At 40.5% G+C, this 25,494-nt stretch carries 23 protein-coding genes, 3 pseudogenes and 2 riboswitches; of the genes and pseudogenes, 17 read left to right on the forward strand and 9 right to left on the reverse strand.

Going from position 1 to position 25,494, the window contains the following annotated elements:
• Positions 1 to 187 precede the first annotated feature (187 nt).
• On the reverse strand, positions 188 to 1,084 hold the full coding sequence (locus E4K68_RS02050) for an FRG domain-containing protein (protein WP_348982830.1): 897 nt from the start codon (positions 1,082 to 1,084) through the stop codon (positions 188 to 190).
• Between the two features lie 215 nt (positions 1,085 to 1,299).
• Between E4K68_RS02050 and E4K68_RS02055 the strand changes: the two genes are divergently transcribed.
• From E4K68_RS02055 to panB, 6 genes are all read left to right on the forward strand, one after another.
• Positions 1,300 to 3,951 carry a TetM/TetW/TetO/TetS family tetracycline resistance ribosomal protection protein gene (locus E4K68_RS02055; protein ID WP_135377237.1) on the forward strand — a complete coding sequence of 884 codons (2,652 nt, stop codon included), beginning with the start codon at positions 1,300 to 1,302 and terminating at the stop codon, positions 3,949 to 3,951.
• A gap of 116 nt (positions 3,952 to 4,067) precedes the next feature.
• Positions 4,068 to 4,242: riboswitch (Lysine riboswitch) on the forward strand.
• Positions 4,243 to 4,327: 85 nt separating this feature from the next.
• On the forward strand, positions 4,328 to 5,218 hold the full coding sequence (gene dapA / locus E4K68_RS02060; RefSeq protein ID WP_135377072.1) for a 4-hydroxy-tetrahydrodipicolinate synthase: 891 nt from the start codon (positions 4,328 to 4,330) through the stop codon (positions 5,216 to 5,218).
• A 422-nt stretch (positions 5,219 to 5,640) separates the two neighbouring features.
• The gene (locus tag E4K68_RS02065) at positions 5,641 to 6,507 is read left to right on the forward strand and encodes a DMT family transporter (protein ID WP_135377073.1); all 867 of its coding nucleotides are present in this window, start codon (positions 5,641 to 5,643) and stop codon (positions 6,505 to 6,507) included.
• A gap of 120 nt (positions 6,508 to 6,627) precedes the next feature.
• Positions 6,628 to 6,843, forward strand: a complete 216-nt coding sequence (locus E4K68_RS02070; RefSeq protein ID WP_135377074.1) for a hypothetical protein — start codon at positions 6,628 to 6,630, stop codon at positions 6,841 to 6,843.
• A 181-nt stretch (positions 6,844 to 7,024) separates the two neighbouring features.
• Positions 7,025 to 7,876 carry a sialate O-acetylesterase gene (locus tag E4K68_RS02075; protein WP_135377075.1) on the forward strand — a complete coding sequence of 284 codons (852 nt, stop codon included), beginning with the start codon at positions 7,025 to 7,027 and terminating at the stop codon, positions 7,874 to 7,876.
• Between the two features lie 467 nt (positions 7,877 to 8,343).
• Positions 8,344 to 9,180, forward strand: coding sequence for a 3-methyl-2-oxobutanoate hydroxymethyltransferase (gene panB, locus E4K68_RS02080; RefSeq protein ID WP_135377076.1), 837 nt, complete (start codon positions 8,344 to 8,346; stop codon positions 9,178 to 9,180).
• A 203-nt stretch (positions 9,181 to 9,383) separates the two neighbouring features.
• Here panB and E4K68_RS02085 read toward each other — a convergent pair whose 3' ends face one another.
• Together E4K68_RS02085 and E4K68_RS02090 are read right to left on the reverse strand one after the other, a co-directional pair.
• Positions 9,384 to 10,100 (reverse strand): Bax inhibitor-1 family protein, encoded by a 717-nt coding sequence (locus E4K68_RS02085; protein WP_135377077.1) that lies wholly within the window; start codon positions 10,098 to 10,100, stop codon positions 9,384 to 9,386.
• A gap of 993 nt (positions 10,101 to 11,093) precedes the next feature.
• Positions 11,094 to 11,405: a carboxymuconolactone decarboxylase family protein gene (locus E4K68_RS02090; RefSeq protein ID WP_135377078.1), complete on the reverse strand. Its 312-nt coding sequence runs from the start codon at positions 11,403 to 11,405 to the stop codon at positions 11,094 to 11,096.
• A gap of 532 nt (positions 11,406 to 11,937) precedes the next feature.
• On the opposite strand from E4K68_RS02090, the pseudogene E4K68_RS20920 reads away from it, so the two are divergent.
• Both E4K68_RS20920 and E4K68_RS02095 read left to right on the forward strand, forming a co-directional pair.
• Positions 11,938 to 12,060, forward strand: a pseudogene (locus E4K68_RS20920) (IS3 family transposase); the annotation flags it as partial.
• Positions 12,061 to 12,222: 162 nt separating this feature from the next.
• A complete protein-coding gene (locus E4K68_RS02095; RefSeq protein ID WP_135377079.1) occupies positions 12,223 to 12,951 on the forward strand; it encodes an SGNH/GDSL hydrolase family protein in 729 nt (242 codons plus the stop codon).
• 763 nt (positions 12,952 to 13,714) lie between these two features.
• On the opposite strand, the gene E4K68_RS02100 is transcribed toward E4K68_RS02095, so the two are convergent.
• From E4K68_RS02100 to E4K68_RS20235, 6 genes are all read right to left on the reverse strand, one after another.
• Positions 13,715 to 13,942, reverse strand: a complete 228-nt coding sequence (locus tag E4K68_RS02100; RefSeq protein WP_135377080.1) for a hypothetical protein — start codon at positions 13,940 to 13,942, stop codon at positions 13,715 to 13,717.
• A 489-nt stretch (positions 13,943 to 14,431) separates the two neighbouring features.
• Positions 14,432 to 14,710 carry a hypothetical protein gene (locus E4K68_RS02105; protein WP_135377081.1) on the reverse strand — a complete coding sequence of 93 codons (279 nt, stop codon included), beginning with the start codon at positions 14,708 to 14,710 and terminating at the stop codon, positions 14,432 to 14,434.
• Between the two features lie 225 nt (positions 14,711 to 14,935).
• Positions 14,936 to 15,469, reverse strand: coding sequence for a transposase (locus E4K68_RS02110; RefSeq protein WP_135377082.1), 534 nt, complete (start codon positions 15,467 to 15,469; stop codon positions 14,936 to 14,938).
• 312 nt (positions 15,470 to 15,781) lie between these two features.
• Complete coding sequence (locus tag E4K68_RS02115) at positions 15,782 to 16,234, reverse strand: hypothetical protein (protein WP_135377083.1); 453 nt, start codon at positions 16,232 to 16,234, stop codon at positions 15,782 to 15,784.
• A 360-nt stretch (positions 16,235 to 16,594) separates the two neighbouring features.
• Positions 16,595 to 17,689, reverse strand: a complete 1,095-nt coding sequence (locus tag E4K68_RS02120) for an HD-GYP domain-containing protein (protein WP_135377084.1) — start codon at positions 17,687 to 17,689, stop codon at positions 16,595 to 16,597.
• Positions 17,690 to 17,882: 193 nt separating this feature from the next.
• Positions 17,883 to 17,967: riboswitch (cyclic di-GMP riboswitch) on the reverse strand.
• Positions 17,968 to 18,494: 527 nt separating this feature from the next.
• On the reverse strand, positions 18,495 to 18,665 hold the full coding sequence (locus tag E4K68_RS20235; RefSeq protein WP_158291353.1) for a hypothetical protein: 171 nt from the start codon (positions 18,663 to 18,665) through the stop codon (positions 18,495 to 18,497).
• A gap of 216 nt (positions 18,666 to 18,881) precedes the next feature.
• Between E4K68_RS20235 and E4K68_RS20240 the strand changes: the two genes are divergently transcribed.
• The 9 genes and pseudogenes from E4K68_RS20240 (at position 18,882) to E4K68_RS02170 (ending at position 25,454) form a co-directional block, all read left to right on the forward strand.
• On the forward strand, positions 18,882 to 19,058 hold the full coding sequence (locus E4K68_RS20240) for a hypothetical protein (protein ID WP_158291354.1): 177 nt from the start codon (positions 18,882 to 18,884) through the stop codon (positions 19,056 to 19,058).
• A 325-nt stretch (positions 19,059 to 19,383) separates the two neighbouring features.
• Positions 19,384 to 19,599, forward strand: a pseudogene (locus E4K68_RS02130) (transposase); the annotation flags it as partial.
• Positions 19,600 to 19,648: 49 nt separating this feature from the next.
• Positions 19,649 to 20,185 carry a GNAT family N-acetyltransferase gene (locus tag E4K68_RS02135; protein ID WP_135377085.1) on the forward strand — a complete coding sequence of 179 codons (537 nt, stop codon included), beginning with the start codon at positions 19,649 to 19,651 and terminating at the stop codon, positions 20,183 to 20,185.
• 752 nt (positions 20,186 to 20,937) lie between these two features.
• Positions 20,938 to 21,171 (forward strand): hypothetical protein, encoded by a 234-nt coding sequence (locus tag E4K68_RS02140; protein ID WP_206751197.1) that lies wholly within the window; start codon positions 20,938 to 20,940, stop codon positions 21,169 to 21,171.
• Between the two features lie 62 nt (positions 21,172 to 21,233).
• The gene (locus E4K68_RS02145) at positions 21,234 to 21,608 is read left to right on the forward strand and encodes a hypothetical protein (protein WP_135377086.1); all 375 of its coding nucleotides are present in this window, start codon (positions 21,234 to 21,236) and stop codon (positions 21,606 to 21,608) included.
• 438 nt (positions 21,609 to 22,046) lie between these two features.
• Positions 22,047 to 22,596 (forward strand): annotated as a pseudogene (locus E4K68_RS21580) (reverse transcriptase domain-containing protein); the annotation flags it as partial.
• 260 nt (positions 22,597 to 22,856) lie between these two features.
• Positions 22,857 to 23,942: a DUF5667 domain-containing protein gene (locus E4K68_RS02160; protein ID WP_135377087.1), complete on the forward strand. Its 1,086-nt coding sequence runs from the start codon at positions 22,857 to 22,859 to the stop codon at positions 23,940 to 23,942.
• A 325-nt stretch (positions 23,943 to 24,267) separates the two neighbouring features.
• On the forward strand, positions 24,268 to 24,669 hold the full coding sequence (locus E4K68_RS02165) for a hypothetical protein (RefSeq protein WP_158291355.1): 402 nt from the start codon (positions 24,268 to 24,270) through the stop codon (positions 24,667 to 24,669).
• A gap of 83 nt (positions 24,670 to 24,752) precedes the next feature.
• Complete coding sequence (locus E4K68_RS02170) at positions 24,753 to 25,454, forward strand: hypothetical protein (protein ID WP_135377089.1); 702 nt, start codon at positions 24,753 to 24,755, stop codon at positions 25,452 to 25,454.
• Positions 25,455 to 25,494 lie beyond the last annotated feature (40 nt).

A 25,494-nucleotide genomic window follows, 5' to 3' on the forward strand; every position in this document is an offset into this window, starting at 1 on the left:
ATAAGCAACTCCGTGGTTGCTTGTCAAGTATAAGCAACTGTATGATTGCGTCAGTAAGTTGGTCAAGGGTTGATGGATAATAAAAATAAAATGCCGTTAAAAGGGCTAGAAGGGCTCTTTCAACGGTATTTTATCTTGGAACTTTTTTGAATTTGCACTTGCTTTGAACAGCTTGTTTTGGTTTTTTCTAATTGGAACTGGCAGGAGGCAACTGGCTTTCCTCTCGGATCTCAATGTTAATTTGGTTCCTAACTTCAGTGATATCTGGATAGAGCGTAAAGTGTGTTATGCCATAATGCTTAAGTTGGTTTAAGATTAAAGGGATTTTATCCTCGGCGACACATATCTCAAGGAGATAGTTCGATGCGTCTGTGAAGAGATTTAGTGGTGTAATCTCTCGTTCATGAGGGAATACGGTGAAAACTCCTTTTTGAGCTACGATGTGTGGATTGTTCAAGGGACCGATGACAGCAGCAGGTTTCTTATTAGCAAGTATTTCAGCATTTGGTCCAAAGTAAAGGCTAACAACTTCTTCATCGACATTTGGAATATAGCCTGGTTTAACAAAACTATGAAAGGAGAATGCTTCATTGAGTCGAACTGGGTTCAAAATCCATACTGCAGCATCTTTTCCTGCATCGCTCGGACCCCGACCATCCAATGCAAAGAAAAGGCCAGTGAGCGCATCACGGCTCCAATCCAATATTCGGGTCGGCACTCCGTAGTGTTGCATCATAAAGAGCCAGTGCCAATAAGCAGCCTGACCATTTGGTATGGGGAAAGAGGGTAACTCCTGTACAAAAGGAATAGCGTAGGATTTAAATTTAGATAGAAAGATAACTTCCATTAGTGGATTGAACGGTGGTCGAGTGATAGAAGGTATTAGATCCCATCGACTTTCTGGCGGGTTTAACGGCTGGTTTAGTTGTTTTTGCCCACGGTACCATAATTCACATCTATCCGGCGTAGAGCATATCCTCTGGAATGCTTCGTCTACGGCGTTTAAATACTCTTCAACACTGTGAACCTCCCCTACAATGTATGAAGGTGGAGTACAAAGAGTGTGGACTAGAATAAAGTAAATAGGAACAAATAATTAACCTCCTTGAGGTTGTTTGATTCATGGAGTTTCGCCAAGCTATTCAATAAAAATAATTTTTAAGCTTTTATTCTTAATGTGAAAGTAATTCCATAAAATTGTTAAATTCCAAACTTACTGGTATCATTTAAGAATCCACATGCAGGTCTAATCGGGCTGTGGTTTTAGAAACAGACAAATTGAAGGATTTGAAACAGATTATGAATAAATTAGTCTTTGGAATATTAGCACATGTGGATGCGGGCAAGACGACATTATCAGAGAGTATCCTTTATCTGAGCGGTAAAATTGGGAAATTGGGAAGAGTGGACAATAAGGATGCTTATTTAGATACCTATGAGCTAGAAAGGGCAAGAGGAATCACCATTTTCTCCAAGCAGGCCATATTTGAAATAGGTGAGACTCAGATTACCTTACTAGATACCCCAGGGCATGTAGATTTTTCGGCTGAAATGGAGAGAACACTTCAGGTGCTGGATTATGCCATTTTAGTAATAAGCGGTGCGGATGGGGTGCAGGGGCATACCAAAACATTATGGCGGCTGCTTGACATGTATCAGATACCTGTTTTTTTATTCGTCAATAAGATGGACCAGAATGGGACGGATAAGGACAAGTTAATGAAAGAAATGAAAAAGCAGCTGGATGATGGATGCATTGAATTTGAACAAGTTAAGACAGACGGCTTTTACGACCAACTGGCCATGCGTGATGAAATAATGATGGAAGCCTATCTGGAAACAGGACATGTTGAAAACGTGCGGATTAAAAAAGCTGTCAAGGAGCGCAAAGTATTTCCGTGTTTTTTCGGTTCAGCTTTGAAATTGGAGGGCGTTGAGCAATTTATGCAGGGCATAGTGAAGTATGCCATGCTACCTTACTATCCCGATGAATTCGGGGCTAAAATATTCAAAATAACCAGAGACGAGCAGGGAAACCGTCTTACGCACATGAAGCTTACAGGTGGAAAACTTAAGGTGAAAGATGTCTTAAGAAATAGCATCTGGGAAGAGAAAGTTAATCAAATTCGTATCTATTCCGGACAGAAATTCGAGGCAGTGAATGAGATAGAAGCAGGTTCTCTATTCGCAGTAACAGGTCTCAGCCAAACCAGACCGGGAGAAGGCTTAGGGAGAGAGGAAGCTTCAAATACACCAGTATTGGAACCCGTACTGTTCTATCAGATTATACTTCCGGAAGGCTGTGACCCAAGAGTGATGATTCCCAAGCTGCGTCAGATTGAAGAAGAGGAGCCGGAACTTCATATTGTCTGGGATGAGCAGTTACAGGAAATACAGGCACAGATCATGGGAGAAGTGCAGATTGAAATTTTACAGAGCCTTATACAAAGCCGTTTTGGTGTTGAGGTAGCCTTCGATGCTGGAAGGATTGTGTATAAAGAGACGATTGCCAATGTAGTAGAAGGGGTAGGGCACTTTGAACCATTACGGCATTATGCGGAGGTCCACCTGTTATTGGAGCCTGGTGAGCCGGGCAGTGGTCTGCAATTTGGGGTAGACTGCAGTGAGGATAGCTTAGGTAGAAACTGGCAAAGACTCATTTTAACTCATCTGGAAGAAAAAGCTCACAAAGGAGTTCTAACAGGGTCAGCGATTACAGATATGAAAATTTCGTTAGTCTCAGGTAGAGCGCACAATAAGCATACCGAAGGCGGTGACTTCAGGGAGGCTACCTATCGTGCAGTGCGCCAGGGCTTAATGGAGGCAGAATCCATATTGTTGGAGCCATATTATGCCTTTCAACTGGAACTGCCTGTGAAAATGGTTGGAAGAGCTATGACTGACATTGAGAAAATGCATGGCACATACGAAATATCACAGACAAATGGCGAGATGGCAGTTCTTGTGGGGAGCGCCCCTGTTATTACCATGAGGAATTATCAGAAAGAGGTAGTTGCCTACACCAAAGGTCTTGGCAGGTTGTTTTGTAGCCTGAAAGGGTACGAACCATGCCATAATGGGTTAGAGGTCATAGAAAATATCGGATATGATTCTGAAAGAGACACAGGAAATCCGACAGCTTCGGTATTTTGTGCACATGGTGCAGGCTTTTTGGTGGATTGGGATAAAGTAAAGGACTACATGCATGTTGAAAGCTATCTTCAGAAAAAAGACGATTTATCGAAAGAAACAGCCCAAAACCAGGCCCCATACAAAGAAGAGAAGTGGATCAGTTTAGATGAGATTGACCAAATTATCAATAACACCTTCTATGCGAACCAAGGGAAGAAGTCTGTCTGGAAAAGACGCAAGACAGCCCTCGAAAGTTATTATGAACCAGTTACCTATGTCGGCAGACAGAAGGAAACCCAAGAAGAGTATCTCCTTGTTGACGGCTATAATATTATTCATGCATGGCCTGAGCTGAAAGAGCTTGTAGATGATAATATGGACGGCGCAAGGATGAAATTACTTGATACTTTAAGTAATTATCAGGGGATTCGAAAATGTCGGATTATCGTTGTATTTGATGCTTACCGTGTTCAGGGGCACCTTGAGGAAGTAATCGACTATCATAATATCCATATGGTATATACCAAGGAGGCTCAAACGGCGGACCAGTATATTGAAAAATTTGCCCATGATAATCAAAAAAAATATAATATCACAGTTGCAACGTCAGACGGTTTACAGCAGATCATTATCAGGGGGGCAGGATGTGCCTTATTATCCGCCAGAGAACTGAAGGCTGAGATCGAAGAGGCTAATAAAAGAATATATCAGGAATATCAGAAAATACAGAGAAGAGACCGTAATTATCTAATGGATGCATTGTCTCCAGAAGCAAAACAGCAGATAGAAGAACAGATTAAAAAAGAAAATGATAAGTAAGCAAATTATGTCGTATACTAATTTTACTTATACGGCACTGGTGAAATACTGTCCAGCACCGCTCTTTGTGCCTCTAATTTGGGCTTGACAAGTATAAGGAATATGAATAGACTAAATAAAATGATAGAGGTGCATCGTACAATCAGTACCCGAAGTTGTTAAGGTTTACGTAAGACCGTAGCTTCGGTGAAAGGTGTAGATGCCGAAGTTGGTCCCCTTTACGTGGGGACTGGCTGGATGAACAAAATAAGATTTGTTCAACTGTCGCGTTTGCGGAGAGCTATCTATATTACAGTATGATTGAAAAATCATATAAGGTAATTTAGTAGCTGATTCCGTCAGCTATTTTTTTTATAAAAGGAGACGTGGAATTAACATGAAAAAGAACACTGTTTTCAAAGGTATCGCCACCGCTCTTATCACTCCTCTGGACGAAACAGGAATTAATTATGAGCAGTTTGGCAAATTGATCGATTGGCAAATTGCAGAAGAGATTGATGCTCTGGTGATTTGTGGAACCACAGGTGAAGCGTCGACCCTAACTGACGCCGAGCACAGAGCAGCAATTACATTTGCAGTTCAGCACGCAGAAGGCAGAGTGCCGATTATTGCGGGCACAGGTAGCAATGACATCGAATATGCGCATGACCTCACTCGTTTTGCCTGCGAAGCAGGTGCGGATGCAATGCTCGTAGTTACTCCTTATTACAACAAGGCTACGCAAAAAGGCCTGATTAAAATGTTTACTCAAATTGCCGACAAAAGTACAAAGCCTATCATTCTCTATAATGTGCCTTCAAGGACAGGTATAAATATTGAGCCTGCAACCTACGAGGTATTAGCTGAACACGAAAACATAGTAGGGATTAAAGAAGCAAATGGCAACATTTCAAAAGTTGTTGAAACGATGGCGCGTGTGCGTGGCAAGCTTGATTTGTATTCAGGCAATGACGATCAGATAGTTCCACTTATGGCGCTTGGTGGAGTTGGCGGCATTTCTGTACTTTCAAACATTATGCCTGCACAGACACGTGAGATTTGCACCCGTTTCTTTAATGGTGACATTGCCGGCAGTGCAGAGCAGCAATGTAAACTTTATACCCTTATAGACGCACTGTTTTGTGAAGTAAACCCTATTCCGGTCAAGGCTGCTATGGCAGCTATGGGTTTCTGCAAGGATTATCTCAGATTGCCTCTCACAACAATGGAGGATACAAACCGTGAAAAGTTGGTCTCTCTTATGAGAACACATGGATTAAACGTTTAAGGAAGGTTTTTAGATTTAATATGGTGAAGTTAATTCGCTCAGGACTTTAGAGATTTGTGCATAAAGTTATGACACATTCTTCTTATAACCCGCAAAAATGCACACTCAAAAATGCAAATACCCCCTTTATTTAATAGCCGAGTGCATCATTAAATTGTATCAAAGATTGCGGTTTAGCCTTATCATCTCAATACATAACTCAACTATTGATGCAATTAAAAGTCCAGCAATACTGGACTTTTCGGCATTTCTGGGCACATTAGGCATCGTTCATAGCGGGGCCTTTTTATTTAAGGAAGGGTGCCCATGACTTTAAAGTGTAATTTGTCTGAAAGGTTTAGACAAGTATCTCTGGCAGCCTAAAAAAAGAGGGACTTCCAAAGAAGTATTATTAGGTTACTACGAAAGGGAAGCAAGAATAAATGACGAAATCATATGTGAAATATATAGTGTCTCTACTCATTTTTGGTTCAAATGGCATAGTGGCCAGTCATATTATGCTAAGCAGTTCTGAAATTGTATTTTCAAGAACCATTATTGGCAGCTTGGTATTAGGACTCGTTTTCATATTAGGGCGGAAAAGACCACAATTTGAGCAAATAAAAAGGCAATGGGTCTATCTGCTGGGTTCTGGTATCTCTATGGGGTTAAGTTGGATATTTTTATTTGAGGCTTATCGGCTAACTAGTGTCAGTACTGCAACACTTGTATATTATTGTGGGCCGGTAATTGTAATAGCAGTTGCGCCTTTCATATTCCATGAAAAAATGACAGTAAGCAAAATGATCGGTATTATCATGGTTGCTTTGGGTATGGTGTTCGTCAACGGTTCGGATTTTTTAACAGAGGGTATGTCTTGGGGACTTATGTGTGGAATAATTTCTGCATTGCTTTATGCCACAATGATAATTTCGAATAAAAAGGTGGAAAAACTTAACGGACTTGAAATTACCCTCGTTCAACTTGTTACTGCCTGTGCAGTAGTTACTCTTTACACCTTGCTGATGCACAAAGGGACAATTTCTATATCCGGTACAAATATTATACTGATTTTATTTCTCGGGGTTGTTAATACAGGGATTGGATGTTATTTGTATTTTTCTTCTATTCATGAGCTTCCAGCACAGTCGGTGGCTATATGTAGTTATATTGACCCTTTATCCGCTCTGGTATTTTCGGCAATCATTCTTAACGAACATCTGAGTATGGTTCAAATCGTTGGTGCGATTTTGATTTTAGGCGGTGCTGCATTTGGCGAGTTATATCATTTTAGAAAAATTAAAATATAACATACAATTACACAAGTGCAATTATTACACATGACATTCATGCTGTCATCTCACCGCACGTTGGTGTTACCTTCACTGAAGGTTTATTTTAGCAGGGTGGGGTAACAGGCGTGGTATGCCGTGGCTGTCGTTTCCGTCAGCTTGTTTCCGACTAACAGGAGGGAAAGAGCGGCTTATCAGCCGTGGCCATGGATTCCCGAAATTCTTGAGGGAATGTGTGGCTGCTGGCCGGATGAGGCCAGATCACCCGCAGCGGATTTACTAAGACCGCAAAGGATATCTCAGCGAGCGGAGGCTCCCCGGCTAGGGGAGACTACGGGAGCGGACAGAATGTAATTGCCTCAGAGTGTCCAAAAAGCTATCCCGTTTGCGATGCAGGCGGGATAGCTTTTTGGCTCCTACGTTATAAATGATGTATAATAAATTCCAGTAGTAGACTTTGAGTGATAGAATAGTTAATTCTCGCAGATAATATGCAGCAAAGAACAGAGGTAAAATAAAGGGGAATTAAATACTTATGATACATTCTTTTTTAATGGTTGGACAATCCAATATGGCCGGACGGGGATTTCTGAAAGATGTCCCTCCGATTTGCAATGAACGAATAAAGATGCTGCGAAACGGGCGCTGGCAAATTATGACGGAACCTATAAACTATGATCGGCCTTTTTCTGGTGTTGGCCTTGCAGCCTCCTTTGCGGCGGCATGGTGTCAAAAACATAAAAATGAAGAAATTGGGCTAATTCCTTGCGCTGATGGTGGCACCAGCCTTGATGACTGGGCTGTGGGGGGAGTATTATTTGAACACGCGGTGTTCCAGGCAAAGATTGCCCAACGAACTAGCGTGTTGGATGGAATACTTTGGCATCAAGGCGAAAATGAATGCTCTCCGGAACTCTCTAGCCGTTACTATGAAAAGTTTTTACTCATTGTCGAGGCATTCCGCCATGAACTCTCTGTGCCAAACATACCTCTTATTATGGGGGGGCTTGGGGACTATTTAAGTAGTGGCATGTTTGGTGAATATTTTCAAGTGTACCCATTAGTCAATAAAGAACTTGAAAATTTTTCTAATTCGCAGAAAAATTGCTACTTTGTTACAGCTTCAGGTCTTCAAGCCAATCCGGACGGTATTCACATGAATGCAGTTTCTCAAAGAATATTTGGTCTACGATATTTTGAAGCCTTTGACAAGCTAAAACATATATTGATGCCTCTTGAAGGTGAAAATAGTGCAGTTAATATTGATAGCGAAAGACCGTTATCCAAAGCAGAAAGGATTACCCTGTTGGAAAATAAGTTTGTCAAAGGCGATTTATCATTAGAAGCTTACCAAGCACAACTGGCAAAAATAAATAGCCAGATGTAATACAAAATCGCAACAAGATGTAATTGGATTTTTTTCTGGAAAGTTCAATCTAGTGGAGATAATCTTCCAAAGGCGTAAATCCCAGTAGTTGGCCATCGCCCCAGTATCTTAACAAACGAGCATCAAGACGAGTATCGAAAAATGCTCGTCTTTTTTGCTGGAGGGGTTAATCTTGTCTGCTTTCCATTATCCTGCAAATCCGTCACAACATGAATTTTTGCAAAGTTCAGTTAAAATGATTTAATGGTAGCCAGGTTAAATATTACCTGATATACTTAATTTGGGCAGTATCATTAGAACTGCACCTTTTCATGGAATCCTAACAATTTAAATGGTTCTGCCTAGACCTGTTACGGGCCAGGACAGAGGGATGAAACTGTTATATTTAGAAAGTTCCTTCTGGCTAAAGGAACTTTTTTTATGTCAACATTGTTTTCTCACCTCTCCTGAAAAAAGGAGGAAAAATTATGAAATCAACAAAAGACTTCATGGAAATGAAAAACCAAAAAGAAAAGATAGTCATGGTAACTGCCTACGATTATCCATCAGCCAAACTAGCCGAGCAAGCAGATGTGGACATGATTCTTGTTGGTGATTCTCTAGGCAATGTTGTGCTTGGCTATGATTCAACCATCTATGTGACGATGGAAGATATGACTCATCACGCTAAGGCGGTTAAACGTGGGGCTTGCAACACTTTTATAGTAGTTGATATGCCATTTATGAGCTATCATCTATCGGTAAGGGATACACTTTTAAACGGAGCAAGGCTTATTCAGGAAACTGGTGCTCATGCTGTAAAAGTGGAAGGTGCTGATGGAGTGCTCTTACATATCGAAGCGCTTGTAAAAGCTGGTATTCCTGTTGTATCTCATCTAGGGCTGACTCCACAATCAGTGGGAGTCCTTGGCGGATTTAAAGTTCAGGGGAAGGATGCAGAAGCCGCTAGGAAAATGGTCGAGGATGCAAAACGATGTCAGGATGCAGGGGCATTCGCTGTTGTGCTTGAATGTGTTCCAAAACAGCTCGCTGTGGAAATTTCATCATTTCTGTCGATTCCTACGATAGGGATTGGAGCAGGTGTTCATACTGATGGGCAAGTGCTTGTATACCATGACATTCTCACTTACGGAGTAGAACGCGTCTCGAAATTTGTTAAACCATATGCAAATGTAAATAAACAAATTATTGACGGCCTACAAGCATATGTAAACGAAGTGCGAAATAAACTTTTCCCTGATGACCAGCATAGTTTTACGATGAAAGAAGAAGAATTAAAGACTCTTTACGGAGGTAGGGAATAAACGCCATCACTGCTATGCCAAGGACTATAAGGAAGTAAAAGAAATATACGAGTAAAATATTGTTCAGTAAACAAGGAAAATGCTGATTCACCATTATTGGAAGGAAATCAGCATTTTTCATTTTTTCCATAGTATAAGAATAATACGAAGAGGCTCCTTCTGTTTTCTGTGATCACAATATTCCACTGCAATTATTTAATACATTAGCGCTTCCGCATACCACCGCCGCCAAATATCAAAAAGATATCAAGAATAAACGTAAATAGATTTACAAAATCCAGGAAAATACTGAGTGTTACCATCACTGCATTGTCTGCTGTAGCATACTTAGCGCGTTGAAAATCTAAAGCGGTCATCAAACTAAAAAGAATTGCTCCTCCTAAGCCAATCAGTAGTCCGAAAGGGCTAAAAAAACTGCTGAAAAACATAGAGAGAATCATAATCCCTAACAGAACCAATAAGCCGATGAAGAGTACTTTAGACATACTACTCAAATTACGCTTTGTCATTAGCCCGTATGCGCCAAAGGCAGCGAAGACAATAAAAGTGACCAGCGCGGCTTGACCAAGTACTGCAAGTCCGTCAGAAGATGCCGCAAGTGTCTGAACTAGAGGTCCGAGAACGACTCCTGCGCAAGCTGCAAAGACTAAGGCTAAACCACCTGTAAGTCCAGCGCTCGGGTCATCTCCACGAGTTAAAGCACGCCGGTTCATCACAGGAATCGTAAATAACAAAATAAACTCCAAAATAACTGCTATCATAAAATAGTTTGGTGGCACTAGGAAAGCTCCAGCGGCCATGGCCAAGAACATGAAAGACAAAAGTCCCATAATTTGAGTCAATGAAACCGTTTTGACCTTTCTCAGTTCAATGATGGAAGGGTTGTGATAATAATGGGAAGAATTCTCAGAAGAAGGCATACACTTTCACCTCTCTCATCCAAATTTAGACGACCAGATCTATAGCCATATTTTATCACTACTAAACGTACTTTTCTAATGAATCTAGAAAACTTCACAGAACCTTAAGATTTCTGTGAAAACTAACCAGTCATTCAGAGACAGTCATAGAACACACCCGGCGGATTTGAAGGGATGTTGTCGGATTGGGCGTCTTTAATGAGGTGGTAATGTAATAAAGGGGAAGAGTTTGTTTGTAGTCGGACTGCCTGATTGGCAAAGAAATAGACTTTGTTTAAGCGTTATATCAAAATAAAAAGCCACTATTTCTAGCAGCTTCAAGGGTATAAATAAGAGCACGCAATGATCTTAGCTAACACCAATATAGATCCCTTATCACCTAGTCATGATCTTGCGACCATAATAAAGCAAATCACAACCCATATTAATGATTCGTTCGACCTTACAAGATATCTACCCAGCTACATACAACCTTTCGGCTGTATATAACCGACTCTCTTACACATGCATACATCTACTGACATATGGTTGAGTAAGAAACTCAACACCCAGTAAAATCTTAGCTCGACCCTTTATGATAAGTTGGAACCTCAAAGCAATCGGAAATAGACTGCAGTAAAGCTTTTCCTAACCACAAAAGATCTTCCCTCCGACTATAGACAAGCGCTTTAGCACCTGCAGATAATCTTTGGCCGACCTATATACACCCGATAATGAGCATATATACATCTTGGCTCAACCATTACATACCCTTATGATCGTATTATTGCCTTTAGTTCCTTATATTATGTTGGTAAATTTAAGGTAAATTAGATTAGACTATTTCGAAGTACGTGAGTTCAGAGGATTTTTGATTACATAAGGTTCTTTTTGGGAATTCGGCTATGATTCTCAGGAACATCAATTCGCAAAGCCAAAAGGAGCCAAGTAACAAACTATAAATTATAAAGACCGCCTTTTTAGAGGGGCTATCGGACATCCAATGGGTCTAAATCATTTAGGATTCTGCTCTGAAGGAAACGCCGCTGACGATGTCGCCAAAATTGAGTTGCCAAAAGCAAAATAGGCTATCCTTAAAGCCTCGGCAATTTCTGTATCGGTTACCCCTTGTGCCCGGAGTTGATTGGCAATAGATGCAACCCCCTGACCGGCACCATGCGCGGCATCCAAAGCCAGGGCGATCAATAGTTTGGTCTTTTGATCGAGAGTACCCGGCGTCATTGCAGAAGTAAATACCTTTTCGATAGCTTGTGCAAAATCAGGATCATTGTTTTCCAAGAACTTTAAATAGATGGGTAGTGACATGAGAAAACCTCCAATCTTTTAATGCTATTACATTAGCTTATCCAGAACTATTGACCATAATAAGATTTGTCATATCACTCAGTGCTTGGTTGCGATTTGATCAGACCATTTTACATCAGTATTCTTTAGTGCCTCAGTGATCCTCAGTAGGGTAAGGAAGCAGGTATACAAAAAAAGAAGGGCCCTAACAGCCCTCAGCAGAGCTGGACACAATTGTTAGTAGATGATACTATTCGGTTTTTTCGAAATATGGCCTTTTGGAAAGCCAATCACTTATTAAATAAATTGCAATAAAAATAGGAAATGAATAAATATATCTCCAATGTTTGGGATTGTAAGTGCCTATCCAGAGAAAAAATGGTTCGAATGCCCAAGTTCGTTAATTATATTGGTCCCAAAGATTAGCCACAGTAGTAAATGTGTGATGATCGGTTTTACGGGCAGTTTCCCTTGAGTTGTGTATGTACTTGTATGAGGATAATTAATATGTAATCGGGAGGGGGCCGTGTAGCTGGATGGTCCATGGGTCGACAGATGAAGGACTCTGCTACGAGCTGATGGAGCAGTGTCCAGTGTTGGTAGAAAAGGTAACCCTTACGATAACGCCTTAATGGAATCTTTTTATAGGACGATAAAAAGAGAGCTTATTCATGAATTAAGTTCATAAAATTTACTTAACTTTGTGTCCGGTTTTTACCAATAAGTTGCCAAGTGAAAATAATACATAATATAGTATAATATGACGAAAGAGATGAGCGAACAAAATCAGTCCCAAATAGCACTAATAGTATTAGGCACAAGAAAGAGGGCGAGGACCATGAAGAAGATAAATATGTATTTATTAGCAGCGACATGGGTGCTCGCTTTGGCAAGTCTTAGTATTCCGGAAACAGTACAGTCAGCACAGAAAACTGTACCCACAGTAGCGGTTACTAAAGTTCATACCTTGACAGGTATTAGTAAGCTAAAAAGCGGTACAGTTAACGCCGTGATCCTTGGGGAATCGATTGCTGTTAGCCAAGGTGCTTCAGATCCCTTTAAAACTGGATGGAATTCTGTTCTTGAAACATCTTTATTTAACACATATTCAAACAAAATAGTGTGGGACAACAAAGCTTCATCAGGAAATCTTATAGATTATTGCTTAAAGAGAGCAACAGAGATAGTAGGTACTACGGACGCTGTATTCATTTGCGCAGGAAGAATAGATAGAAATTTCGGCACGCCAGATCAGTTCGGTGAAAAATATACACAGTTAATCCATGACATTAAAAGCAAAGCCCCTAACGCAGATATATTTTGTATTGTTGAACCTCCTATGGTTTCTTCAGACGAATCTTTATTTTTGGGTATCAGGACAGCAATTATTAATGTATGTGCTAAGACTGGGTCAAACTTATTAGATGTGTGGAGTGCATTTCCGCAAGATCAAGTTGCCTTAAGTGCATTGTTGAAGGATGGACTTCATCCAAATGACACAGGGAATAAGCTAATGTCAGAATACATGTATAATCGATTAGCTTCGATGATAAACACAGACAAGTGAAATTAACGCTGTAATACAACTTGTAGACGGTTAACTTTAAAGTAAACTATTAACAGCTCGTATGAATAGCGAAGCCCTCCTACCTTAATTGGCGGGAGGGATTTTTGCGTTCATAGGGCCTTCATATATTCTTCACATAAAGGTCACGGAACGATAACAGGTTTAGCTTATTATAAATACAACAGCGCTACTTTAGCGGTTAACATACAGCTTTTTTCATTCCTTCTCCTTCTTTTACTACTCCTCCTAGTGAGGGGATTTTTTTATGAATTTATAAGGATTTAACATACTCTTTACGAAAAGTTCATGGAAAGGTGACAAGAATAAGTTATGATAAATACAACAAATAATCACTGCAAAATAAGTCGAGAAAGAATTGTATATAGAATGAAATTGATTATAATCTTAGTGTTGATCGGTATGATTCCCTCATTATTTAGGACCTTTCCAGCTATTGACGAGTAATCGGACTAGTAGGATAACAACTCGCTAATTTAGCGGTTTACATAAGTCGGTTTTTTCTCATCTTTTGCTCCTCCTACTTAATCTATACCCCTCATAGAGAGGGGATCTTTTTTCAAGAACTCGTAGTTTTACGGTTGAAATATAGACCTTCTTTCATTTCCTCCCTTGACTTCTTCCCTCTACTAAGCACGGGGGAGACTTTTAGGGGATTTTTTTTGTTAATGAAAAAGCCACCAGCATTGCCGATGGCTTAGGGTCATATAAGTATTGAGTGTATTAGTTGGGATTGACTTTCGGCTTAGTGCTTTACTAACTTTACTGTCTTAACTGATTTTGTCGCTTTGGTTAACTTATGGGTCGATGTCGCTTGGGTCTTGCTATTAGATGTATGATGGGTATTTTTTAAATTTTGTAGCGTGTTGGAATGTTTTACCGATGCAACCGTCTTTGCACCAGCCACACCGGCTGTTCCTAATAGTAGCCCAAACATTGTAATGAGGGCGATACTGACTTTGATTCGTTTCATTTAGCTCATCTCCTCTTGCGTGATGAGAGGTAGTATATGCTGGAGTTGGTTTGTTATGTATTGGCCATCCTGACTTTATTAGTGGGAGGGCTTTTTTACGTTTTCAGGCGTGTTTCGACATGTTTCAGGATAAAAGTGAATCAAGACGCTTTTCAAAGTATACGGAGTAAAGAGAATAAAAAAATCAATGGAGTGATACCATGAAAACACGACCAACCCCCATCGAAGTCCTAACGCACTTCGAGCAAGACGGTACCCCTCATCCACTCCGCCTTACGCTCGACGACAAGGAACTCAGAATCGAGCAGGTCATATCAGTCACCGAAGAGAAGCTGGCCGGTAATACGATGCTTTGCTTCCGATGACAGAGCGAGATTAAGGGAGAGTTAAGGCTGTTCGAGATAAAATTCGAGTTAGGTACGTGCAAGTGGTTTCTGTAGAAGATGTAATAAAGGAGAGTTGGCCGACTCTCCTTTTCACCTAAAAATCTTATTGAGCGATCTCAGCTGTTCCGCCAGCTGCTTGAACAGCATTAATGATTGATTGGGCATCCATTGTGCCGCTGCCGGATCCTCCACCTAGAAAAGGTAAACGAATGATTAAGCAGACCCCGCTAGGAGAAGCCACCTCAATAAGGTTTAACAGATTTATAACTGCGCCAGGTGGAATAAATATCCGGAGTATTGTTCCTGGCAATGGACCACACTGGGTTGTTGGCCTTGATGTTGGATTTAGGCTGGTACAATTGGTTGTTTTATGGCGGCTCATTTAGCATTCCCCTCTTTCTTTTCGTGTGACTGTTAGAACAGTCCATAAGATTGAGAAGTGAAAGATGGGAAAGAGCTACGAGAATGATATATATTATGTTTGGTTGTCCAAAAATGTTACATAAAAGAGGAGAGCTTAGGTGCTCTCCTCTTTTTGTATATATTACCAAGACTCCTGTACTTGCACTATAATTAAATTCGTGGCATAAACATCTATTGGCATTGCTCACGCTTCCTCTTCATTTGTGCCCGCATCGGAAACGGTGGGGGCCTTTTCTCTGTCCTTATAATCTCTCCAAGCAAAACTAACCGAATGACCGTCAAACGCCAGAATTCTAGAGTTACTAATCCCGACTCTGTGAGTATAGCGTCCAAGATAACGAGCAACACGACCCAGAGATTTAAACGGTTTCTTACAAAAGACAACCCAATTCTTGTCATATAAAGTGTCGACTAAAGAAAGGAAATTGCTTTTTGACGCAAGTTGGGTAGCCTTGTTAAAGAAAGCAAATTCCCCCTTGTCATAGGCCTGTTTTAGAAGGTCAAGGGACTTACCTCTAAACTTTTTCGAAATAACTTTAACCGGAATAAAGAACTTCTTACGAGAACGGACGAAGCGAAGTCCATCATTGGAAAGTCCCCCTCCAGGGACGATACAGTGGACATGAGGATGGAACGAGAGATTTTGGCCCCACGTATGGAGAACCGTGGTGGCTCCAATCGTCGCACCGAGAAATTTAGGGTCTTTGGCCAGTTCCATTAACGTATGTCCTACTGATTGAAAGAGGATGGAATAAAGAAGTTTTTGATTTTGTAAAACAAGGGTGGGTATGTTGAGAATAGCCGCAAAGTTCCATCTCGAAGATCATCTTTTGAAGATGAGAGGAAAGAACTTGGGAGTTTTGAGACATAAAAAATCATCCTTTTAAAATTGATAGAATTAAACTGAAAGGATGATATCTTGAAACTTAATAAATTAGGGCCTTAAAAAGCCACCGCGCAGCGGTTCAGTACAGTGTGCATATCGGACTCAGTTTAAAGGAACTTACGAAACATGTTTCTTTTCTAGACTTTACTCTTTAGTCACATCCCTTACTAGAAGTAAGCGTTTCAAAGATTCTGCCAATGCTAATCCAAATATTGAGGCGCCTAGAAAGTTAGAAACGATGGTATAAGTGTGTGTATAAGCTAATTCTGGCATTTTAAATATACTTGTTATACTATAAATAACTCCCATAAGACTAATCCCGTAGACCCATCCCTTAAACAAATAATGTTCGTCATTTAAATATTTCATGAGGTGAGCAAACAGAATACCTAAAAGGCCAGAAAAAATAGTACGTGCTGTCAAAGCAGTAATGGTTTGTAAACTATCTATGGGTTTGTTACCAAATAGAATTATAGCCATCTCGTCTAGTAAACGTCTTTGAGCAAAATTAGAGTAATATGATATTAAATTTCCTATTCCCTCCAATATACCCGCAATAATTCCTGCAAAAAAACCATATAATGTCCTATCCTTCATCTAATAATCATCCTCTCTTTAAATTCGCCCGATAATTTCTTCCTTAGTGGGACTTTCTCGCGATCTCTGGCTATAAGGACACTTGGCCTTGGCCATCCATAGCAAGGCAACACATTTAGTTAGTATTACAGAAAATGAGAGATTCAATACTGGGTGCTTTCCATATCCTTCGTTATAGGACGCAAAGTTTAAAAAAAGGTAAATTTCGGGAGAGGATCATAGTTGGGAATTAGTACGTGTAAGTGGTATCTGTGGAAGATGTGAGAAATAGTTAAGGCCTCCAGATTTCGCTGGAGGCCTTTGGATATCATGATCATCATTTTTTGGCTAATTAGTCAGTATGAATGCCTACATCTCTTTTCAGCCTACTTCTTTGAATTCCACACGATCTATGAACCGAGTTAAATCCTGCATTAAATCTACGTATATCTCCTTATTGAGAAGTCTACCATTGTTATCAATTAAAAGACGAATAAGAGGTCGAGTTGGCATTTTCAAGGGTACCGCCGCGATCACTCCCATTTCTCGGGTATTGAGAGTAACGATTGCATTTTCGGGATACAAAATGAGGGATTCTCGAAAAGCTTGTACCACTAGCGGGTTAAAGTCCTTTCCTGACCAAGCAAGAATCATTTCGAGAGCATGGTAGGGCGGTAGACCTTTGCGATATGGTCTATCGGCAGTTAATGCTTCATAAACGTCGCTAACTGCTACAATTTGAGCATCGAGATGAATGTTATTTCCTCTTGATCCATTTGGATATCCCGTCCCATTCCAACGTTCATGATGTTTTTCAATAGTTGCTAGCACTCCTGGTAATAAACGGGTATATTTCAGCATTTCCATCCCAAACAGGGGGTGTAGTTTCATAACCTCAAACTCTCTACCCGTTAAACTACCTGGTTTATTTAAGATTTCCTTTGGCACCTTAAGCTTTCCAATGTCATGAAGCAATGCCCCCAATGTCAAATACTTAAGTCTCCTATCTATATATCCCAAACGCATACCTGTCAGTGTTGCTAATATAGCGACGTTCAGGCTATGCACGAACGTTCCATAATCATGATGTTTAAACGTCTCTACGTCTAATCGAACTGTATTAAGATTCAAATAGACATTTATGGGTTTTAGTTCATTTATAATAGTTTCTACGAGTGGCACCGTACTTTTAATCTGCTCAGGTTGAATAAGCTTTGCTTTATGGTAAATATCCCATAAAGAACCTACTAATTTTATGTACACATCCTTTGAAAAGGATTTTACCTTCTCAGCTTGATAGCTGTTTTCCGGTCCTTTCCAAACATAAACTTCTCGTTTTTGCAGGAGATCTCGTATTCCTTTTGTAACCAGCTGCCCCTTATGCAATAATAGAACTCCAATTTTATCAAAAAGATCAACACTCGTCGTCAAGCCAGTTTCGAAATTTGCTTGTATGCGTTCCAACGACCAATACATTGGTCTTACCCTCCTCCCGTTGCTACCCCTATACTTATGTTTTAAAATATATTTGATTTATAAGGCAAGTCTCTTTATGCGACCATTCATTATTAGTTACAGATATAAGGTTAAAAATTTATAGAAATTTCCTCCCCCCTTATAAAACAAAAATGACGCCTTAAATCAATGATCGGCGACAGAATTTTGTTCGTTCGGTAACCCGGCTATCTTAAACACTTAAGGTAAGACCCGTGGCTTTGCGTCCTCAGTTCTCACTGAGTTTGCCCTTATCGCAGAATATTAAATTACCTAAGGACCATCCAAGTCTACTTTAGTAGGACCTAAGCATCACTGAAACGTAGTATAATACATAATATGCTGAAGTACAACAAACTAATTTCATTATAGTGTATATTTACTTTATTATGACATTTAATTAATCATTATGATTAGAAACGACGTTTTACTAGTTTATTCTTTCTCCTACAACCCAAGTGATGAGATTCTTTTTAGTAAAAAAGGCCATAGCTCAAATTGTGGGGGGAGGGATATTTGCGTTTTGCGATTCCTTCAGTAAAATGGTGTCTTGGTCTGCAACAATCATCTACATCACCGGATGCCATTTGCATTTCCTCCTTTGCTTGAGATAGTACATGATATGCACAAGCTGAGTTATGTGGAGCAATATGGAAATATATAGTTTGACCTCATCTTTATGTCAATCTGAGTTTGAGCACCCGTAAATGGTTTTTATGAAGAATGTAAAAGGGAGAGCTACCAGCTCTCCCTTTTGTTTAGTGAAACGGATTATCATGTTTTGTACTTAGGTTATTTGATTTTGTTGTCTTTGTGTGTGCAATAATCCAAATGATTGATCTTGGGTGTTCTGGTTTAATAACACATTATAAGCCTGTTCCAACTTGGAATATTTATCTTTAAGTTCTTCTAATTCACTGGCCAAATCTTCTCTAGTAGCTTCATCTTTATGGCTCAAAAAGAACGCCTCCTTAAATATTTACCCTAAAACAGTATTTCCGGAATTGAGGGGATTATGTTTGAGATTTTAAAGTAATGAGAGAAGAGCTAATTCATAAACCACAAGCCAAATTGTTTCTATGGAAAATGTAAAAATGAGAGCTTGAACAGCGTTAATGATTGACTGCGCATCAATTGCGCTGCTGCTTGATCCTCCACCTAGAAAAGGCAAAGAATGATTAAGCAGACCCCGCTAGGAGAAGCCACCTCAATAAGGTTTAACAGATTTATAACTGCGCCAGGTGGAATAAATATCCGGAGTATTGTTCCTGGCAATGGACCACACTGGGTTGTTGGCCTTGATGTTGGATTTAGGCTGGTACAATTGGTTGTTTTATGGCGGCTCATTTAGCATACCTCTCTTTCTTTTGTGTGACTGTTAGAACAGTCCATAAGATTGAGAAGTGAAAGATGGGGAAAGTCAAACGGTTAACAGTGCCCACCGAATTGAGTTAAAAGGTCCAAGTTTGAGACCTAACCATCCACAAAATGAAGGAGGTGATAGCGTAACCGTATAATCTATGTTAAACTCCATGCAATGAGGTGCCGGCCATTGGCCGGATGAGATAAGAACGCCGGCCGGATACCGTAGGAACGGTGTCCGGATAGTTTAGGAATGCTTGGCCGGATGGCACAAGAACATCGGTCTGAATTAATGAGAATAGCCAGAAGCTGACAAACGCTCTGAACTGGCCTTATTGAACGTTATTCAAGAAGCCTATGTAAATGGCGTATCCACCCGGAAAATCGAGAAACTCACCAAGTCTTTAGGCATTGAATCCATGTCGCGAAGTCAAGTATCGATCATAGCCAAAGAACTGAACGAACAGGTTGAAGCCTTTCGTACCCGAAGGCTGGATAAAGTCTATCCGGTACTTTGGGTCGATGCTCTCAAGCAATATTTTATTAAACTGATAAATCGAAATTTGAAAGGTGTAATTAATGATTGAAACAGAAAGATTAACAATGCGACCATTTTATGAAAACGACTTGGGTATTATTATGAGTCTTTATTCTAATGAAGAAATAATGAGATATATGCCCAATGATGTCATGAATGTAGAGAAAGCCCAAAAGCATTTAAATAAAGTTGTATGTGATTGGAAAGAAAAACCACAAGTGAGTTTTGAAATGGCAGTAATTTCAAAATATGACCAGGAAAAAATTGGACGTTCCAGAATCCACTTAGATTATGAAACTGATACAGTAATGATTGGTTGGCTACTATTGAAAAAAGATTGGGGTAAAGGTTATGCAACAGAAATGACACGGGCATTAATTGATTACAGTTTTGATGTATTAAACGTGCATAGAGTTTGTGCATTATGTCACCCTAAAAATATCGACTCATGGAGAGTTTTGGAAAAATGCAATATGCGTAGGGAAGCACATTTTATACAAAAGTGTAAGTATATTAAGGGTGGCAATATAACATGGGAAGACGAATTGGAATATGCCATATTAGAGTCAGAAAGATAAATTCCTATTTATAAAGCAAACAACATTATGATTAGTTGTGCTAAATATTCTTATAATGCGAATTAATAATAGGAATATGGATAATGAATTTTAGGTGTATAGGAATGTACACGAGATATTTAAAGGGAATGGGATTAATAAGCAGAAAAATTAACTACGATTTTGGGAGGGATAACTTCTATCTCAATCAAAGAACTAATTGCTAATTACTTTTTTAAGTTCTTCAACTGAGATAAAGGGTTTTCTATGTATCATCCTGTGACAATTTGAACAAAGTAAGGCAATATCTTCGATCCCTTACTAATATTTGTGAGGGATTTTTCGTTTGTCACATAAAATGAAGGTTTGATCGAGAGGCTATCTCTTTTGATTGGGGGCATCCCTTTATTGCAAAAGCGAAGGAAGTCCCCTTAGTCACAATGACCAGGGGACTTTGCATATTTTAAGTTTAAAATCCCAATAATACACGGAGGAAGTACCCCTAAAACTAGATTGCTTAACGTATAGTCTATTAAGGAAGTGATTCCATGGTCTACTTTTTAGTATTAGGCTATATAGTATTGCTTACTTTGTTTTTAGCTTTTAATCACGGAGCACACATAGCGACGATGAGGCATGACGAAATAAAGCCCCCAGTCGACAAAGACTAGGGGCTAGAACTTCTTTCATTAACTTGCTTAAATTATTCCTAAAACCGTCAATCGATGGTCTTTTTTATGCCCGAAAGGAGGGGGATTGATGCTTGATGATTATTGCGAAATCAGCCTATGACCAGTGCCGAAGATGTGCGGAATATGCTCGTTTTGTGTCAGGAACATCATACTGGAGGATCTAAGGATGGAGCGGCAAACGGCATTCATGAGATTACTTTTCCAGCGTGGATTGTGCAGAAATTAGCTAAACAGCGTGAAGATCCTGTGCCCCAAGATGGAGAGAGACCAGAGCAAGCGCAGGAGGAGTTGAAGGAGATTGATCCGCAAGTCTAAATACTTTAATCCTTGAAGAAAATAAGTTAGAATTAATCTGACTTAAAGGGGGGCATAAGGTATTGAGACGATTTAATGATTGGTTGGGAGATAAACTCTCATTTGGACTGTCAACGATGGCTGCCTTCTATATTGTTACGGCTTTTGTTTTAGTACCTCTTATTTGGCAACGTCCCGATGGCCTTATTAGCTGGGTGCAATTTCTTATCCAGAGCCTGTTTCAAGGGGCGGCACTTCCAGTACTTGGTTATGTTTCTCGTAAGGCTGGAGAGAATCAGGAACGGGTACTAAATGAAACGCATGATACGGTTATGGAAGAGATTACTTTGATCAAAGAAGAGCTAGCCCTGGCCCGCGAAGAACGGGATGAGCTCAAAATGCTTTTAGCCGAGCTACATGTGAAAATTCCAGATGTAATCAAACCATGTGATGTATAAAAGAGTCACCCAAGCGGGCGGCTCTTTTCTTTTGGTGCGCCATGCATGGCGATTAACTCGGTGGTGAAAGTCCACTATGGGGGCTTACAGTTGCCAACCATTAGCCAAGCGCAAGGGTGTCCACCGTGAGGTGGAATCTGAAGGAAGCGTGATGAGCAAAGTTCCGACCCGAGGAACACGAAGCGTATTAGGCATCTGAAGTGGGATGAGTCTGCCAAACAAGACAAAATCCAATAAACTGTACGGACACGAGGGTGTAGATGCGGCGGGTACATGGAATGAAAGTAATCGTCTTACCGTGGGAGGCCTCACGGACGGGTGGAAACAGAGTATGAAACCCGGTTGAAACAAGATTTATCGTGAGGAGTCAGCAGAGGCCATAGTACAGAGATGTTCTAGACATCGACGGAAGGGCTGAACCAAAGGAGGTGTAGGTCAATGAAAGTTACTGAAAGTGACAATTTAAAACACAGACAACTTCGACATGAAAACTATCTGCAAAGGGTATCTGCGGAACGGAAAGAGTATGCAGAAGTGTGGGCGTCACCTAAGATGACTAAAACCGACAGCACCAGCACGAACAAGCAGACAGAAGGATTGCTTGAGCAAATTCTTAGTCCTGAGAATCTGAACCAAGCCTATAAGCAGGTAAAGAGGAATAAAGGTGCAGGTGGATGAACTTCTACCATTCCTGAAAGAACACAAGAATGAACTCGTACAATCCCTCTGGGATGGTAAATACCGTCCAAAACCCGTACGGAGGGTGGAAATGCCCAAAGAAAACGGAAAGACCAGAAAGCTAGGGATACCAACTGTCGTGGGCAGGTTAATCCAACAAGCGATAACTCAAGTCCTATCTCCAATCTTCGAGAAGCAATTCTCAGACAACAGCTATGGCTTTAGACCGAAACGCAGTGCCCATGATGCACTGTGGAAATGCCAGAACCATATTACAGAAGGCTACAAGTATGTTGTAGACATGGACTTGGTACAATGCTCTAAGATGGAAGGATACGTCACGAGAACAGACAACTCTTTGTCGCATTGTAAGTTTTCACTCATATTTAGTCAATGGAATTTTCTACAAAAATACTTGGTTGGATGGAATTAAATACTTAGTACAGTCAAATTTGAAATATATTGGACCAATTACTTTAATGCCTGCCACCCCCTTAAAACAACATGGGGGTACGTAAGATATAGTGTGTACGTACAACAATGGTTTTACAAAAAGGAGATTGAAAAAGTATGAAAAAGGCTCAAACAATGAAAAAAAGAATGGCGGCTGCTGTTACCTTGGCTTTATTAACACTTCCACTCGGAAGTACTCTGGCTCTTGCTGATGCGGCTTCTTCCACATCAACTTCTGCCACAAGCACAACGACAACAACCACCAGCTCTGCTATAAATGGAACTACTGGTACAACTACTACGGTTGTTGATGCAAATGGCAATCCCGTCGCAGCGGAAAACTGGTTCACCGAATTAATCGGAAAAATCCAGCTCTTACTTACCTTTGACCCGGCCAAAAAGGCTTTAATTAATGAGAATCATGCCGTGGCAAAGCTAGCGGAAGCGAATCAACTCCTTCAAAAAGGAGATCAAAATGGTGCAGTAGACTGCTTTACCGAATACTCAAATAGAATCTCCCAGGCTCAGGATTTTGTCAATCAGATTAACGATCCAAACTCTGATGCGGCTAAAACTCTTGCCATAGCCCTGTCAAATGTTAATACCAACAATATCAGGGTGTTAGCTGGTTTATTAGATAAACTTCCCCCCCAAGCAGCTCAAAGATTGGCGCTGAATATTGTACGCTCTATGGAGAAAGCAGTAACGAAGCTTCATGAAGAAGGAGCAGTACCAACCGCATCCACAACCTCTACATCAGCAACATCCACCTCTACCTCCACCTCCACCACAACTCCTCCTACCACAGAAACAACCACAGCTCCGGCAACAGCACCTGATACAAAAGCTTTAGAAAAACAAGCCAAAATTGCTTTAAAAGAATTTAAGAAGTCCCTCAATAAATCCGTAGAACTTCACGTAGAGGATCAAGATCAAGACGAACAAGATCAAGATAATAATGACCAAAACGAACATGCTGTTAATCAGACAGCCCAACCATCAACCCCTGCCGTTGCCCAGAGCCCTGCTCCCCAAGCACAGGCAGCTAACCAAAGCACTGCAAATCAAGGAACAGCGGTGTCCGGTACTTCCAGTACGGTTCGCCACTCGGAAAACAGCAAAAAGGGTTCGGTTCATGAAGGGGATTCCAAAGAGAAAAAAGGCGGTAAGGAAAACGGCAAAGAAAGTAATGAGGATGAGTAGCCCTAAGTCGTTCCTCTAAAACTTCGCTATGAAGCAATGATATATAGATTGATAGATAAAGAAACGAAGCGGCCCAATTGAGCCACTTCGTTTCTTTATACAGTCAGACTTAAATACCACGAAGCGGCACCACTGATGACGAAAATTCAGATTAGGATTGGCGGATCACAAATAAAATGGACAGGTATTATCTACGATGATCCCGATGTCTTTGACGCGTTAAGTATACAAAAAACTTACCCTTTATCTTTTTGCCTAAAAGTTGGAATTCGTAACATCTTTTGATTTACCCTTTGATAGGGTTGATAGTAAGTATATAAAAGCATTGTGGCGTCTTTATGAGGGGTTCCTATATAGTCTTCTGTTATCATCTCATCCTTCACTGACTTCAGAAATTCACACCGATCGATTAAGCAGTGAAGAGCTTATACGGGCCTTCGAATTCTTAGATAAGCATGGAGACAGAATCTCACAACTAGGAGCAATTGAAGTCGGCCTGCGAATTATGCAATCGACACCCGAGGTCGAACAGATACTCATTCGTCTAATTAAGCAGCTATGTGACGATGATTTCAACGAAAAAGAAAACGGATTCAATCTTTTCTCGGCAATGTTCGTTCTTGTTGATGGAGAGTTGTCAAGGATCCGGCTGTTTACTAAAGAACCGCCTTTCTACAGAAGATTGGCGGCCTTGTCACAAGCAGAATTGATTTTTGACAAGTTGTGAACTCACCTGTTAACATACAATCATTTTGTGATTGGGCGTTTCGTGGCCGCGCACAACAGTACTATTTACAATCCCTAGCCGATATGCGTTTGGAGCCATGCTGGAGTCCTGAATTTTCTGATGGTCCGCAATTAAAAGCAAATTTCTTGGGGCGTATATTGATTGCCTCTCATCATTATGAGCATAATATCAAATCTAGAGATTTATCTGAACTTTTTTCCGGGAATAGTTCTGAATGTCTGTATTCATTTTGTGAATTCCCATTTTCATATTACCCTGGACCCTTAGAAGGTAATCAGGATTATCCCAAAATACTACCTGTCGAAATCTCCCAAGCCATTGAAACACAACTCCGTGCAGAGGAGGTCACGGCAAAATCGTTTATCGCTCTTGTCAACTCTGCACTGATATTTCGCGTTGGGGTTGATCAGGCGGAATTAGCAGCAAAAGCATTGAAACTCGGTAGTTACCGGCTTTCTAACGTAGAGAACCAGTCGCATCTTCTCGCAATATTAAATGGGCTGGCTACTGTTGCTGCGATTACTAGAAGTTACTCGCTTGCTGATGAATTGCGAATCCTTGTTCGTATATACAGGCGCGATCCACAATTTCCACTGTCTATAGAGGAGGCTACGAGGATTTGCCTGGTAGCTTCTTCAAGCCGTAAGGACCTGAAGGAGTGGAGAAATCTAGCTGGTGAATGGCTGACAGAACTAGCGTTTAGTGATTTGGAGGAGAGTGAAGGTGAAGTGTTTATTCCTACCTGCAGTGTATCTGTAAAATAGTTCCCGAAATGTGGATAAATTGCGGAAGAGCTGATGCTGC

Origin of the sequence: Desulfosporosinus sp. Sb-LF, from assembly GCF_004766055.1 — a bacterium.
GTDB lineage: Bacteria > Bacillota > Desulfitobacteriia > Desulfitobacteriales > Desulfitobacteriaceae > Desulfosporosinus.